General features: G+C 53.9%; 14 protein-coding genes. 5 read left to right on the top strand and 9 right to left on the bottom strand.

Going from position 1 to position 14286, the window contains the following annotated elements; genetic code table 11:
- The first annotated feature begins 103 nt into the window (after positions 1–103).
- Positions 104–1057: an HTH-type transcriptional regulator MetR gene (metR, locus tag OGY17_RS02080; RefSeq protein WP_003017908.1), complete on the top strand. Its 954-nt coding sequence runs from the start codon at positions 104–106 to the stop codon at positions 1055–1057.
- Here metR and OGY17_RS02085 read toward each other — a convergent pair.
- The 3 genes from OGY17_RS02085 to pldB all read right to left on the bottom strand — a co-directional run bounded on the left by OGY17_RS02085 (position 945) and on the right by pldB (position 3756).
- Positions 945–1844 (bottom strand): carboxylate/amino acid/amine transporter, encoded by a 900-nt coding sequence (locus OGY17_RS02085; RefSeq protein WP_008787092.1) that lies wholly within the window; start codon positions 1842–1844, stop codon positions 945–947. The genes metR and OGY17_RS02085 overlap by 113 nt on opposite strands.
- 79 nt (positions 1845–1923) lie before the next feature.
- A complete protein-coding gene (gene yigL / locus OGY17_RS02090; protein WP_191215288.1) occupies positions 1924–2724 on the bottom strand; it encodes a sugar/pyridoxal phosphate phosphatase YigL in 801 nt (266 codons plus the stop codon).
- A gap of 15 nt (positions 2725–2739) precedes the next feature.
- Complete coding sequence (gene pldB / locus OGY17_RS02095; RefSeq protein ID WP_191215289.1) at positions 2740–3756, bottom strand: lysophospholipase L2; 1017 nt, start codon at positions 3754–3756, stop codon at positions 2740–2742.
- A gap of 110 nt (positions 3757–3866) precedes the next feature.
- On the opposite strand from pldB, the gene rhtB reads away from it, so the two are divergent.
- Both rhtB and OGY17_RS02105 read left to right on the top strand, forming a co-directional pair.
- Positions 3867–4487: a homoserine/homoserine lactone efflux protein gene (gene rhtB, locus OGY17_RS02100; protein WP_003828938.1), complete on the top strand. Its 621-nt coding sequence runs from the start codon at positions 3867–3869 to the stop codon at positions 4485–4487.
- Positions 4488–4649: 162 nt separating this feature from the next.
- Positions 4650–5534, top strand: a complete 885-nt coding sequence (locus OGY17_RS02105) for an Rpn family recombination-promoting nuclease/putative transposase (RefSeq protein WP_191215291.1) — start codon at positions 4650–4652, stop codon at positions 5532–5534.
- 38 nt (positions 5535–5572) lie between these two features.
- On the opposite strand, the gene rhtC is transcribed toward OGY17_RS02105, so the two are convergent.
- From rhtC to pldA, 3 genes are all read right to left on the bottom strand, one after another.
- A complete protein-coding gene (gene rhtC / locus OGY17_RS02110; RefSeq protein ID WP_003828942.1) occupies positions 5573–6193 on the bottom strand; it encodes a threonine export protein RhtC in 621 nt (206 codons plus the stop codon).
- Between the two features lie 63 nt (positions 6194–6256).
- A complete protein-coding gene (gene recQ / locus OGY17_RS02115) occupies positions 6257–8086 on the bottom strand; it encodes an ATP-dependent DNA helicase RecQ (protein WP_079935194.1) in 1830 nt (609 codons plus the stop codon).
- Positions 8087–8174: 88 nt separating this feature from the next.
- A complete protein-coding gene (gene pldA / locus OGY17_RS02120) occupies positions 8175–9044 on the bottom strand; it encodes a phospholipase A (protein WP_003828947.1) in 870 nt (289 codons plus the stop codon).
- A gap of 165 nt (positions 9045–9209) precedes the next feature.
- On the opposite strand from pldA, the gene yigI reads away from it, so the two are divergent.
- Complete coding sequence (gene yigI / locus OGY17_RS02125; protein WP_003017917.1) at positions 9210–9677, top strand: acyl-CoA thioesterase YigI; 468 nt, start codon at positions 9210–9212, stop codon at positions 9675–9677.
- 51 nt (positions 9678–9728) lie between these two features.
- A complete protein-coding gene (rarD, locus tag OGY17_RS02130) occupies positions 9729–10622 on the top strand; it encodes an EamA family transporter RarD (RefSeq protein WP_003828953.1) in 894 nt (297 codons plus the stop codon).
- A 72-nt stretch (positions 10623–10694) separates the two neighbouring features.
- Here the strand turns inward: rarD and corA are convergent, their stop codons facing one another.
- The 3 genes from corA to uvrD all read right to left on the bottom strand — a co-directional run bounded on the left by corA (position 10695) and on the right by uvrD (position 14266).
- The gene (gene corA, locus OGY17_RS02135) at positions 10695–11645 is read right to left on the bottom strand and encodes a magnesium/cobalt transporter CorA (RefSeq protein ID WP_006686072.1); all 951 of its coding nucleotides are present in this window, start codon (positions 11643–11645) and stop codon (positions 10695–10697) included.
- 154 nt (positions 11646–11799) lie between these two features.
- Positions 11800–11856: a YsgD/CorL family protein gene (gene ysgD / locus OGY17_RS02140; protein WP_212723238.1), complete on the bottom strand. Its 57-nt coding sequence runs from the start codon at positions 11854–11856 to the stop codon at positions 11800–11802.
- Between the two features lie 247 nt (positions 11857–12103).
- Entirely contained in the window at positions 12104–14266 is a 2163-nt protein-coding gene (gene uvrD / locus OGY17_RS02145) for a DNA helicase II (RefSeq protein WP_003828957.1), read from the bottom strand.
- Positions 14267–14286 lie beyond the last annotated feature (20 nt).

Consider the following 14286-nt stretch of genomic DNA (forward strand, 5'->3'; position numbering starts at 1 on the left):
AAAGACGAAGGATTTTAGCCGTCCAGATGTTTACACATCCATAATTGGCGGTTACTGTATATTCCTCAAGCGCAATTTGTTCATGCCGAAGTGAAGGACTTTCATGATCGAGATTAAACACCTGAAAACGCTCCAGGCGTTGCGGAATAGTGGTTCTCTGGCAGCCGCAGCGGCGACGTTGCATCAGACCCAATCCGCCCTTTCTCACCAGTTCAGCGATCTGGAGCAGCGCCTTGGCTTTCGACTTTTTATCCGTAAAAGCCAGCCTCTGCGCTTTACGCCGCAGGGAGAAATCCTGCTGCAGTTAGCCAATCAGGTGTTGCCGCAAATTGGTCGTGCGCTGCAGGCCTGCAACGAACCGCAGCAAACCCGGCTGCGAATCGCGATTGAATGTCACAGTTGTATTCAATGGCTGACGCCCGCGCTGGAGAATTTTCGTGCCAACTGGCCGCAGGTGGAGATGGACTTTAAATCCGGCGTGACGTTCGATCCGCAACCAGCGCTACAGCAGGATGAGCTGGATCTGGTGTTAACCTCCGACATCCTGCCGCGCAGCGGATTACACTACTCACCGATGTTTGATTTTGAAGTCCGCCTGGTACTGGCGCCTGACCATCCGTTGGCCAGCAAAACACAAATCACACCGGAAGATTTGGCCAGCGAGACGCTGCTGATTTACCCGGTACAGCGGAGTCGACTGGATGTATGGCGGCATTTTCTGCAGCCTGCAGGCGTTAGTCCGTCGCTGAAAAGCGTGGATAACACCTTGCTGCTGATTCAGATGGTTGCAGCCAGAATGGGTATCGCGGCATTACCGCACTGGGTGGTGGAGAGTTTTGAACGCCAGGGCCTGGTAGTGACCAAAACCCTGGGTGATGGATTGTGGAGCCGACTGTACGCCGCCGTGCGTGATGGCGAGCAGCGACAGCCGGTCACAGAAGCGTTTATTCGCTCAGCGCGGAATCACGCCTGCGATCACCTACCGTTTGTACGGAGTGCGGAACGACCCACTTTCGATGTACCCACAGTGAAGCCACTATCACAGCCGCACCAATGATGAAGCTTGGCCAGTGAGGTTGTTGATGCCAGATAGCCAGGTTAACCAGCAGTCCGGCAGGGACATGCATATTGTTCATGATGCCCAGCGTGCCCGCATCCACCTGGGTCGCGCCGTAGTTCCACATAAAGTAACCAATGCCGGACGCCGCCACGCCAAGAAAGACCAGAATTCCCCACTGTAGCGTGGTTGCAGGCATTTTCTGCGCATTGCCCAGCATGAACCAGGCCACGACAGCCACCATAAAGGCGCCCATATAAAACCAGGCAAAGGCGTTGTGCTGCGGCATTGGCCGCGTCTCCATCAGACGTTTATAGCCCACCATACCAATGGCAAAGCTGATATTGGACAACTGCACCAGCAGCAGACCGGTCCAGAAGTGGCTGGTCACCTGATCGTAACGAATGATCCCCGCGCCAATCACCGCCAGTAACGCACTAAAGGCGTAACTCCAGCGCAGACGACGTCCGCTCATCAGATCATAAATCAGCGTAATGTAGAGCGGCGTCAGCACGGTAAAGAGCAGCAGTTCTGAAACCGTCAGGTACAGATAGGCGTGAAAACTCAGCATGTACATAATGCCAAGCTGCATGGCACCCACCAGCATATACAGCCCGATCGTTTTTACGCTGTGCCCACGAGTACGTAGAAACGGCAGGAACACCAACGCCGCCAGCCCAACGCGCACCAGCACCGCAAAATAGCTATCGACATGACCGGCAAGGTACTCGCCAAACAGGCTAAAGGAAAAGGCCCACAGAATTGTGGTAATGATGAGTAACGCCACAATGGATGTCTCTTAACAAAAGGTACACCCATTGTAGCGAAGTTTTTAGTTGACAACTGGTCAGCTAACGAACAGAAGGTTACTGCAAAAACAGTTCACGCAGATAGTGTGGCACGGCATCGTCGGCATTAAGACCAATGACTTCCAGTTCCGGGTGCAGATCCTTCAGGCGCTGGTGGGCGTTGCCCATGATGCAGCCTTTACCTGCCATGGAGAGCATTTCCGCATCGTTCATCCCGTCGCCAAAGGCGATGCAGTCTTTCAGGCTGTAGCCCATCGCTTTTGCTACCGCTTCCAGCGCATGACCTTTCGATACGCCGCCAGCCATGACTTCCAGACAGGTAAGCGTAGAGAAGCTGACGTTGACGCGATCGCCCCAGCGGGCGTTAATCGCCTGCTCCAGCGGCAGTAGCCTTTCGTGAGAGTCGGTGGTGAAGAACACTTTGCTGACGCCCTCAGGCTCCAGTAATGCAGGTTCAAACAGTGAATAGTTAAACACCGCTTCTTTGAAGAAACGCATTTCGTCCGGACGATGGCGATTCATAAACCACTCATCATCACGATATACGTTGGTCACGATGCCCGGGTTTGCATTCACTACGCCAAACAGGTCGCTGGCAATATCGCGATCCAGGTTATGGGAAAACACCAGATTCCCGTCAGAATCATGCACGCGCGCGCCGTTGGACGTGATCATGTAGGTTTTAATGCCGAGGTTATCGCGAATTTGCCCCACATCAACATGATGACGGCCAGTCGCAAACACGAAGTTAACGCCGCGAGCGGTCAATAACTTCAGCGTCTCTTTGGCATAAGGGGACAGAGTATGGTCGGGAGAAAGCAGCGTACCGTCTAAATCAGACGCAACAACCTGATACATAAGAAAATTCAACCTCTAGGCAAAGCGGGTTCCGCTGGATGAGTTATGCCTGTCGAAAAATTCGACAATAGCGTTAAGCGCGACTGAGCGCATGGCGTCCTTTTCAAAAAGGATCTCATGGTACGCGCCTTTGATGACAAGCGGCTGCCCCCCTTCTACAGGATGGCCTGCTGCGGCGCGGAGTTCACAAAAACGATCGTGCATGCGGTTATCTACCACACGCTCTTCTTCAGCCTGAATCAGCAGCGTCGGCGTCGCATCATCCCCGGCGCCAGCCAAAACCTGTTCGCCAGCCAGAATCCCTTCACGTACCCAGTGATAGGTGGGACCGCCAACGCGCAACCGCGGCTCATCAGCATAAAAGCGTAGATTGCGCCGATAGCGCTGTCGACTATGGGTTAACGCATTCATACCGAACGGCAGCGCCCGCCAGCGCCCGGTTCCCATCGCATAGCCTTCGCGGATCCGCGGATGCCCTTCGGCCCAGTCCAGTATATGGCGCACCATCCAGTCGGGAAAGCGCATCACAATACCAAACATCGGTGCGCAAAGCGCGATGGCATCACACTGATTCGGGTGGCGCTGCAGGAATAACGTGGCAATCGCCCCGCCCATTGAATGCGCCAGGATATAGCGTTTTCTCCACGGGCCGGGTAGCACTTCCTGCTGCCAGAAGGCGGTTAGATCGTCGACATAATCATTAAAGTTATCGACATGACCGCGATGCGGATCCGAAAGCATACGCCCGGAACGCCCCTGGCCACGGTGATCGATAATGAGAACGTCAAAACCAGAATGAAACAGGTCATACGCCAGTTCAGCGTATTTCACGTAGCTTTCAATGCGTCCAGGACAGACGACGATGACGCGATCGTTTTTTTCTGCATGAAAACGAACAAAATGTACGGGAATATCATCCACGCCCGTAAATTCCGCTTCTTCCCGCTGACGCCAGAAATCTGTCAGTGGCCCCATGGAAAAAGCAGCAAACGCGTTTTCTCTTGTTTCCCAGTCTTTTTGCTGCTGAAACATCGGGTATCCAGCCTCGCTGACCAAGTAAAATCGTTTTTTTCGCCGTCACTGACACAACCTAACGGCAGTAGCGTATTGTGGCATAAAAATAGACAATCCGGGAGTTTCTCATGACCTTTGAATGGTGGTTCGCCTACCTGCTGACCTCTATTATTTTGAGCTTGTCCCCAGGCTCTGGCGCAATCAATACCATGACCACCGCCATCAGCCACGGATATCGCGGTGCCAGCGCGTCGATTGCGGGTTTGCAGACCGGGTTGGGTATTCATATCGTTCTGGTTGGCGTAGGACTGGGAACGCTATTTTCACGTTCGGTGATCGCATTTGAGGTGCTGAAGTGGGCGGGAGCGGCCTATCTGATTTGGCTGGGTATTCAACAATGGCGCGCGGCGGGTGCTATCGATCTGAATACCATGGCGAATACGCAATCGCGCAGCCGGCTGTTCAAACGCGCGGTCTTTGTTAATCTGACCAATCCCAAGAGCATAGTTTTTCTTGCCGCTCTGTTCCCGCAGTTCATCCTGCCGCAGGAACCGCAGTTGATGCAGTACGTGGTGCTTGGCGTCACGACCATCGTGGTCGATATCATTGTGATGATCGGTTACGCGACGTTGGCCACGCGCATTGCTGGCTGGATTAAAGGGCCAAAGCAAATGAAGGCGCTCAACAAAGTGTTTGGCTCGCTGTTTATGCTGATAGGCGCCCTGCTGGCATCGGCAAGGCATGCCTAGCAAATGGAACGTCGCTCGCAATGAAATGCTATCTGTAAGAGCCTCTGAACATGGCTTTTCGTACTTCGCCGCAAAGGGAGAAAAGCCTTTTATCCTGTACTGTTAGACGTTGATTGCTAATGCCAGAATGCTGCCATATTCACCACTCACGGATGATTAACGATGGCGGAAGTAGCAACACCACATGACGCAGTATTTAAAACCTTCCTCTCCCGCGTGGAAACCGCGCGGGACTTTATCGAACTTCATCTTCCTCCCTCGTTAATCAAAATATGCAAACTGGAAACGCTCCGTCTGGAATCAGGCAGTTTTGTGGAGGACGATCTGCGCCCCTATTTCAGCGATATTCTCTACTCACTGGAAACCACCAGCGGACATGGCTATGTACATGTGCTCATTGAGCATCAAAGCTCACCGGATAAGCACATGTCATTTCGCCTGATGCGCTACGCTATCGCAGCGATGCAGCGTCATCTTGAGGCTGGAAACGACACTCTGCCGCTGGTTATTCCAGTGCTCTTTTACCATGGCAAGCAAAGCCCATGGCAAGGCTCAATGAACTGGCTGGATCACTTTGAGGATTCTGGAACCGCCCTTCAACTTTACAGCACACCATTTCCGTTGGTGGATGTGACGGTTATTCCAGATGATGAGATCATGCAGCATCGCAGCATGGCGGCACTGACATTAGTACAAAAACACATTCGCCAGCGCGACATGGCGCAGTTGCTGGATAAACTTACCCGCCTGTTTATGCTGGAGAAGATGAGCGGACAACAAATAACCGTGCTGGTAAACTACATGGTGCAAGCAGGGAATACACAAGATGTTCAGACATTATTGTATAAGCTGGCACAGCGGGTGCCGCAGCATGGAGACAAACTGATGACAATGGCGGATCAACTAAAGCAGATAGGCCGTGAAGAGGGGAGGCGCATTGCCCTTACTGATGTAGCAAAAGCGATGCTAAAACGGGGTCTTGATACCGACGCGATTATGGAAATGACCGGCCTTTCGAAGGATGAGCTACAGAAGCTTGCGCAATAAGCCGCATACCGCCTGGGACTCCCAGGCGGGCAACAAACTTAGCGCGAAATAATCAGATGGATACCGAAGCCTGCGAACAGCGCGCCGGCAAAACCATCAATCCACTTCGCCAGACGCTGATAGCCACGACGCATTTTCGGGAGCGCAAACAGGCTGGCGACCACGGTAAACCACGCCAGCGTTTCCACGATAATCAGAGCAAAGATCCCCCAGCGCGCGCCCGTTCCCACGTTGTCGCCAACGAACAATGAGAAGACGGAGCCAAAATAGATAATGGCTTTAGGGTTCGCCAGGTTGGTCAGCAGACCTTTCAAAAAGCTGCGTCCGCTCTGCGCCAGCTCCACCTGCGGAGTGGGCGCTGCAACATCCTGTTTTTTAAACGCGCCGCGCAGCATCTGATAACCCATCCAGCACAGATACAGCCCCCCGCCGACCATAATAATGGTATGCAGCCAGGCCATTTTTTCGATAATCAGATGCAGGCCGAGCAGTGCCACGCCAGCCCAGACCATGACGCCGCAGGTAATGCCCAGCACGCCCATCATAGCTTCTTTGCGCGAACGGCTAACCGCAGTTTGAGAAACAAAAAAGAAATCGGGACCGGGGCTCATCAGCGCAACGATATGCACCAACGCAACGGTGAAAAATAGCGTTAACATAAAAATGACTCGCGGGGGAATAGTTCAGTGAGTCACCATCCTGGCACTTTTTTGCCCGGCTGACTACTCTTCGTCGTCACCATCAACGTGTGCGCGAATAAGCGCCATAAACTCTTTACCGAAACGCTCCAGTTTACGCATCCCCACACCGTTGACGCTTAGCATTTCACTCGGTGAAACCGGCATCTGCTCCGCCATTTCAATCAGCGTGGCGTCGTTGAACACCACGTACGGCGGAATGTTCTCTTCGTCGGCAATGGCTTTACGCAGCTTACGCAATTTGGCGAACAGTTTGCGGTCGTAGTTACCACCGAAGGATTTCTGCATCGCACGCGGTTTCAGCGCCACAATACGTGGTACAGCAAGCTGTAACGCAACGTCACCGCGCAACACCGGACGCGCGGCTTCTGTTAGCTGTAACGCGGAGTGATGAGCAATATTCTGCGTCACCAGGCCCAGGTGAATAAGCTGGCGAATAACGCTCACCCAGTGTTCGTGGCTTTGCTCGCGACCAATGCCATAGACCGGCAGTTTGTCATGGGCCAGTTCGCGAATACGCTGGTTATTCGCTCCGCGCAGCACTTCCACGACGTACCCCATGCCGAAGCGTTGGTTAACACGGTAAATCGTCGACAGCGCTTTGCGCGCATCCATAAGTCCGTCGTACTGTTTTGGCGGGTCGAGACAGATATCGCAGTTGCCACACGGCTCCTGGCGCCCTTCGCCAAAATAGTTCAGCAACACCAGACGACGACAGGTCTGCGCCTCGGCAAACGCCCCCATCGCATTGAGCTTATGACGTTCGATATCCAGCAGTTGCCCGGCGGGTTTCTCTTCGAGGCAACGGCGTAGCCATGCCATATCAGCCGGATCGTAAAACAGCATCGCTTCCGCCGGCAGGCCATCACGCCCGGCGCGGCCGGTTTCCTGGTAATAGGATTCGATGTTACGCGGAATATCGAAATGCACCACGAAGCGTACGTTAGGTTTGTTGATCCCCATACCGAACGCCACGGTCGCCACTACGATTTGTAGGTCATCACGCTGGAATTTCTCCTGCACCTCGGCGCGTACGGCGTTTTCCAGCCCGGCATGATAAGCCCCGGCGCTGATGCCACGGCTTTGCAGACGCGCGGCGGTGTCTTCGACTTTGGCGCGACTGTTACAATAGATAATGCCAGACTTACCGCGCTGCTCTTGCACGTAGCGCATCAGCTGATCGAGCGGCTTAAACTTCTCCATCAGCATGTAGCGAATGTTCGGGCGGTCAAAGCTGCTGATCTGAATTAACGGATCGTTCAGTCCCAGCAGACGCACAATGTCCAGCCGGGTTGTCTCATCCGCGGTCGCGGTCAGCGCCACAAACGGTAGCTTCGGGAAACGCTGACGCAGCTGGCCCAGCGCAGCGTACTCGGGGCGGAAATCATGCCCCCACTGCGAAATACAGTGCGCTTCATCAACCGCCAGCAGCACCGGATTCCAGTGCGCCAGATGCTCAAGGAAGTTATCCAGCATCAGGCGTTCGGGCGCAATATACAGTAAGCGAATCTGCCCGCTGCGACAGCCCGCCATCACCTCAAGCTGTTGTTCACGACTTTGAGTAGAATTCAGGCACGCCGCCGCCACGCCGTTGGCTAGCAGTTGATCGACCTGATCTTTCATCAGGGAAATCAGCGGGGAAACAACAACGGTGAGTCCGTTTAGCAATAATGCGGGAATTTGATAGCACAGGGATTTACCGCCGCCGGTCGGCATAACGACCAGGCAGTCGCGACCAGAGAGCACGGTATCAATGATTTCTTCCTGACCGGGGCGAAACTGTTGGTAGCCAAAGGTTTCCTGCAAAACCTGTTTAGCGCCCATTTCCAGATTCAACACTTCCGCCTGCGCCACATTAACCCCATTCGCCCGAAATAAAAACAGGCGCTATTTTCAGCGCCTGAGAGAGAAACTGCAATGATTAAAATACTCTCAATACTTATCAGAAGATATCGTTGAGCATCACGCCCACACCAACACGCGTCTGATTGAAGTTGTAGTCAATCAGCGATTCGCCGTAACCACTGTAGACCTGAGTGTATAGACGCACATGCTTCGTGATGGGGTAACTGGCCCCCAGCTCTGCGCCGCCGTAGCCGGTATTCCAGTTGTACTGGCCTTTCACGCTGATAACCGCGTCACCCAGGTGATATCCCATTTTCAGCTGATAGTAGCCCATGTATTTAGTGATATCAGGGTTATCGTCGGTGCTACCAATCACGTACCACGGCTTAACTTCCACCAGCCAGTTACCATTTTCAGCCATCAGACGGGTATAAAGACGGTTCCAGCTACGTGACGTGGGATCGGAACGGCCGTTGGAGTCATGGTTATAACCCATTTCGACATCACGAAGAGTCCAACCGGCAAAGCGATAGTCGGTGGCGAAACCTAGGAACAACTGCGGTTCGTAGTTGGTTTCGCGAAACGGTGAAGACTCTTCACTGTTCGAAAGCTGCCACCAGGACTTCTGGGTATAGGAACCACCAAGTACCGAGTTTGGGCCTAATATCCCGCGCCAGAGCGGAAACGCCAGGCTTAGCTGAAACTTAACCTCATCTTTGCGCGCATTTTCGGACCAGCTATAACTGCTGATCGCCTCTTTGTTCATGTCGCTGGTATTGGTGTAAATAAGATAGTTGGTATCATAAGGATAAAGCGTGAAAGGGTTGTCATGTTCCTGCAGCATATTGGCGATAATACTGCCACGAACCGCCGGTGCATCATGAATCTCTTTCACTGTCGCTTCCTGCGCATACGCGGTCAACGGCAGCATAATTGCTGGTAGTAACCATCCCAGAATCGCCCGCATCGGTAATGTTCTCCTGAACCAAAATATTGATGAATTGTATAATTATCTGGCAAGTATTCTACATACTTAGCTAGTTACTCGTTAGTTATCCCGTCCTAAAGTAGAAAACAACAAATAATAAGCATAATATCAACATTTCATTAACCACCGAGATGTAGGGATCGTATGTCTGCCGTACTTACTGCTGAGGAAGCGCTGAAGTTAGTGGGTGAAATGTTTGTCTATCATATGCCGTTTAACCGGGCGCTGGGACTAGAGCTCGAACGCTATGAGAAAGAATTTGCTCAATTAGCCTTTAATAACCAACCGATGATGGTCGGCAACTGGGCGCAAAGCATTCTGCATGGCGGCGTGATCGCCTCGGCGCTGGACGTCGCCGCCGGGCTGGTATGCGTTGGGAGTACGCTGACCCGCCATGAAACAATCAGCGAGGACGAACTGCGTCAGCGGATGTCACGCATGGGTACAATCGATTTGCGTGTTGATTATCTGCGCCCCGGAAGAGGGAATCGCTTTACCGCCACCAGTAGCCTGCTGCGGGCGGGTAATAAAGTCGCTGTTGCGCGCGTGGAATTGCATAACGAAGAACAGCTTTATATTGCCAGCGCAACCGCCACTTATATGGTGGGGTAAGTGCCTAAAAAAAGGTAAACTGCTGTTACATTTCTGCAATGAGTTTTCCCGATGGATGCTAAACAAACGCGGCAGGGCGTGCTACTCGCTCTTGCTGCTTATTTTATTTGGGGTATCGCTCCCGCCTACTTCAAGCTGATTTACTATGTCCCGGCGGATGAGATCCTGACGCACCGCGTCATCTGGTCATTTTTCTTTATGGTGGTACTGATGAGCATCAGCCGCCAGTGGTCAGGCGTCAAAACGCTGCTACAAACGCCAAAGAAGATCTTCCTGCTGGCGCTCTCTGCAGTGCTCATCGGCGGAAACTGGCTGCTGTTCATTTGGGCGGTCAATAATCACCATATGCTGGAAGCCAGCCTCGGCTATTTTATTAACCCACTGGTGAATATTGTGCTGGGAATGCTATTCCTCGGTGAGCGCTTTCGTCGCATGCAGTGGCTGGCGGTACTGTTAGCCGCCTGCGGCGTGCTGGTACAGCTGTGGACCTTCGGATCGCTGCCAATAATCGCGCTGGGACTGGCGTTCAGCTTTGCATTCTATGGGCTGGTGCGCAAGAAGATTGCCGTCGAAGCACAAACCGGCATGCTGATCGAAACCCTGTGGCTTTTACCTGTCGCCGCCATCTATCTGTTTGGCATTGCGGACAGCTCAACCAGCCATATGGGGCAAAACCCCATGTCGCTCAACCTGCTGCTGATTGCCGCGGGTGTCGTGACCACCATTCCACTGCTGTGCTTTACCGGCGCGGCAACCCGCCTGCGTCTGTCCACGCTGGGATTCTTCCAGTATATCGGGCCTACGCTGATGTTCCTGTTGGCCGTCACCTTCTACGGTGAAGTCCCGGGAACGGATAAAATGGTCACGTTTGCGTTTATCTGGGTGGCGCTGGCGATTTTCGTGATGGATGCGATTTATACGCAACGACGGGTTCGTCGGAGCTAGGGGAGTGTCGGATGGCGCTTCGCTTATCCGGCCTACAAAAGCACATCGCCGTAGGCCGGATAAGTACAGTTATTACAGCCAGTTCTTGCGCTTAAAGTACAGATACGGCGCCAGTCCCGCGAGCATCATAAAGACAATCGCGCCCGGGTAACCGAAGCTCCAGTGCAATTCCGGCATAAACTCAAAGTTCATCCCGTAGCTGGAAGCCACCAGCGTCGGCGGCAGGAATACCACAGAAACCACCGAGAAGATCTTGATGATGCGGTTCTGCTCGATGTTGATAAAACCCATCGCCGCCTGCATCAGGAAGTTAACCTTCTGGAACAGCGATTCATTATGCGGCAGCAGTGACTCGATATCGCGCAGGATCTCACGCGCCTGCTCCAGCTGACTGCCCGGCAAACGCGCTTTACGCACCAGGAAGTTCAGCGCGCGCTGGGTATCCATCAGACACAGACGTACTTTCCAGCCGATATCTTCCTGTTCCGCCAGCGTCGACAGCGCTTCATCATATTCATCGCCCTGACGCCCTTCCATGATCACACGGCTGAGTTTTTCCAGGTCGCTGTAGATGTTTTCGATCTCATCCGCCAGCTGTTCAATTTTGGTTTCGAACAGGTCGAGCAACAGCTCGTAGGCGTTGCCATCCACCATCGCCTGGTTACGCGCACGCATGCGGTACAGGCGGAAAGCCGGCAGTTCGCGCTCGCGCAGAGTAAACAGGCGGCCTTCGCGAATGGTAAATGCGACGGTTGAGTTACCCGCGTGATCGTCGGCGTCTTCGTAAAAGAAGAAGGAGTGGATGTGCAGACCGTCTTCGTCTTCAAAAAAACGTGCGGATGCTTCGATGTCTTCCAGTTCAGGGCGCGTAGCCAGATTCTGGCCCAAGTCCTTTTGCACACGGTTTCGTTCTTCGTCATCCGGCTCGACTAAATCGACCCAAACCGAACTGGCCAGGTGCTCGATCTCGTCTGCCTCAAGGCGAGTTAAACGATTGTTTTCCAGTTGAAATGCGCTCAGCATGACCGGGACTCCCAATGCAAAAAATTATCGGACAGTTCGGAGGGCACACAGAAACAAATTGGGTTTCAGACCATTAAACAGCCTGACTCAGCGCGACGGGAAAAAACAGAAGGTCGCTGACAACCGCGAAGGCTATCAGCAAAAAGGGATAGCCTTAGGAGTTGATCCTGGATGACAGGATAATGAGCCAGTATCTACTGGGTGTGTCCAAGGCGAATGTCCTCTTAGCGTAATCGTGCGCGCATGTTACGCCAGCAAAATTTTGACGTCAACACGCAACGGATGGCGAAAAAGTAATAATTTCCCCTTATACAGAAAGGTTAGCAGAGGGGAATTATTTATCTATGATTTCAGAATATTAACCGACAGATAGCCGGATGGCGGCTTCGCCTTATCCGGCCTACAAATCAAAATATTACGTTCCGCGTAGGCCTGATAAGCGCAGCGACATCAGGCGATCATACCGTTTCCAGTCTGGCGTAGGCGGCAACCAGCCATTTGATCCCCTGCCCCTGGAACGCGACCTGCAAACGACTGTGTTCGCCGCTTCCTTCCAGGTTGACGATGGTGCCCTCGCCAAATTTAGCGTGGCGAACGCGCTGGCCGAGCTTATAGCCGGTATCATTTTCCGCCATTGGCGTGCCCATCCGCTGATGGCTCACCGGGCGGCTGACAGTGGCGCGCAGGCGAACCTCTTCAACACACGCTTCCGGCAGTTCGCCGATAAAGCGCGACGGACGATGGTAAACCTCTTTGCCGTACAGACGACGCGTTTCGGCGTAGGTCAGCGTCAGCTTTTGCATTGCGCGGGTCACGCCTACGTAAGCCAGGCGGCGCTCTTCTTCGAGGCGACCGCCTTCGTCCAGCGACATCTGGCTGGGGAACATACCTTCTTCCATCCCGACGATAAACACCTGCGGGAACTCCAGACCTTTCGCCGAGTGCAGCGTCATCAGCTGTACCGCATCCTGCCAGGTATCCGCCTGCCCTTCGCCCGCTTCCAGCGCGGCGTGAGACAGGAACGCCTGCAGCGGCATTAAGTCTTCGTCTTCTTCGTTGTAGCTGAACTGGCGCGTTGCCGTCACCAGTTCGTCTAAGTTTTCGATACGCGTCTGGCCTTTCTCGCCTTTTTCCTGCTCGTACATCATGCGCAGGCCGGAGTCTTTAATCACCCGGTCAGTCTGCACGTGCAGCGGCATATCGGCGGTCTCCTGCGCCAGTGCGTCAATCAGCTCCATAAAGCGCTGTAAGGCGCTGGCGGCGCGACCCGCGAGAGCTTTTTCCTGCAACAGCTCACGACAGGCCTGCCACAACGTTAGCTGGCGGTCACGGGAGGTCTGACGCACCACGTCTAAAGTACGATCGCCAATCCCGCGGGTGGGCGTATTCACCACGCGCTCAAACGCGGCGTCGTCATTGCGGTTGGCGATCAGGCGCAGGTAAGAGAGCGCATCTTTGATTTCCTGGCGTTCGAAGAAGCGCATCCCGCCATAAATCCGATACGGCATGCTGGCTTGTAACAACGCCTCTTCCAGTACGCGCGACTGGGCGTTGCTGCGATACAGAATGGCGCATTGTTCCAGCGCACCGCCGTTGTCCTGCCAGGTCTTGATACGATTGACCACAAAGCGCGCTTCATCGAGTTCGTTGAACGCGCAATACAGCGAGATCGGCTCGCCGTCGACGCCATCGGTCCACAGCTTTTTACCCAGACGCCCGTTGTTGTTTTCAATCAGGGCGTTGGCCGCGCTGAGGATATTGTTAGTCGAGCGGTAGTTCTGCTCCAGGCGAATAGTTTCTGCGCCGGGGAAATCCGTGAGAAAGCGCTGGATGTTCTCCACCTGCGCTCCGCGCCAGCCGTAGATTGACTGATCGTCATCGCCGACGATCATTACCTTGCCGGTATCGCCCGCCAGCAGGCGGATCCACGCGTACTGAATGTTGTTGGTATCCTGGAATTCGTCCACAAGGATATTGGTAAAACGTTCGCGGTAGTGCTGCAGGATATGCGGTTTGTTGAGCCACAGCTCGTGGGCGCGCAGCAGCAGCTCGGCGAAATCCACCAGCCCCGCGCGGTCACACGCTTCCTGGTAAGCCTGATACACTTTCTGCCAGGTTTGCTCAACCGGGTTGCCGTAGCTTTGCAGATGATGCGGACGCAGCCCTTCGTCTTTCTGGCTGTTGATGAACCACATCGCCTGACGCGGCGGCCACTGCTTCTCATCAAGGTTCATCGCCTTGATCAGACGCTTGAGCAAACGCAGTTGGTCTTCACTGTCGAGGATCTGAAAATCCTGCGGCAGGTTCGCATCCATATGGTGCGCGCGCAGCAGACGGTGGGCCAGACCGTGGAATGTACCTACCCACATACCGCCCTGGCTGGTTCCCATGATCTGGCCGATACGGTGGCGCATTTCCGCCGCCGCTTTGTTGGTAAAGGTCACCGCCATAATGGAGTACGGCGAGTTGTTCTCAACCGTCAGTAACCAGGCGATACGGTGCACCAGCACGCGCGTTTTACCACTCCCCGCGCCTGCCAGAACCAGCATGTTGCTGCGTGGCGCGGCCACCGCTTCACGCTGTTTATCATTAAGGCTGTCGAGCAGGTAAGAAACGTCCATTGGCACCGCCGCGTAAAAGT

The sequence above is a fragment of the Citrobacter sp. Cpo126 genome, from assembly GCF_030332445.1.
GTDB lineage: Bacteria > Pseudomonadota > Gammaproteobacteria > Enterobacterales > Enterobacteriaceae > Citrobacter > Citrobacter portucalensis.

Bases quoted from the DNA above. Each gene is read 5' to 3' on its own strand.
- pldB (WP_191215289.1), bottom strand. From the start codon at position 3,756: ATGTTTCAGCAGCAAAAAGACTGGGAAACAAGAGAAAACGCGTTTGCT.
- yigI (WP_003017917.1), top strand. From the start codon at position 9,210: ATGTCTGCCGTACTTACTGCTGAGGAAGCGCTGAAGTTAGTGGGTGAA.
- metR (WP_003017908.1), top strand. From the start codon at position 104: ATGATCGAGATTAAACACCTGAAAACGCTCCAGGCGTTGCGGAATAGT.
- rhtB (WP_003828938.1), top strand. From the start codon at position 3,867: ATGACCTTTGAATGGTGGTTCGCCTACCTGCTGACCTCTATTATTTTG.
- yigL (WP_191215288.1), bottom strand. From the start codon at position 2,724: ATGTATCAGGTTGTTGCGTCTGATTTAGACGGTACGCTGCTTTCTCCC.
- pldA (WP_003828947.1), bottom strand. From the start codon at position 9,044: ATGCGGGCGATTCTGGGATGGTTACTACCAGCAATTATGCTGCCGTTG.
- uvrD (WP_003828957.1), bottom strand. From the start codon at position 14,266: ATGGACGTTTCTTACCTGCTCGACAGCCTTAATGATAAACAGCGTGAA.
- corA (WP_006686072.1), bottom strand. From the start codon at position 11,645: ATGCTGAGCGCATTTCAACTGGAAAACAATCGTTTAACTCGCCTTGAG.
- rarD (WP_003828953.1), top strand. From the start codon at position 9,729: ATGGATGCTAAACAAACGCGGCAGGGCGTGCTACTCGCTCTTGCTGCT.
- OGY17_RS02105 (WP_191215291.1), top strand. From the start codon at position 4,650: ATGGCGGAAGTAGCAACACCACATGACGCAGTATTTAAAACCTTCCTC.
- rhtC (WP_003828942.1), bottom strand. From the start codon at position 6,193: ATGTTAACGCTATTTTTCACCGTTGCGTTGGTGCATATCGTTGCGCTG.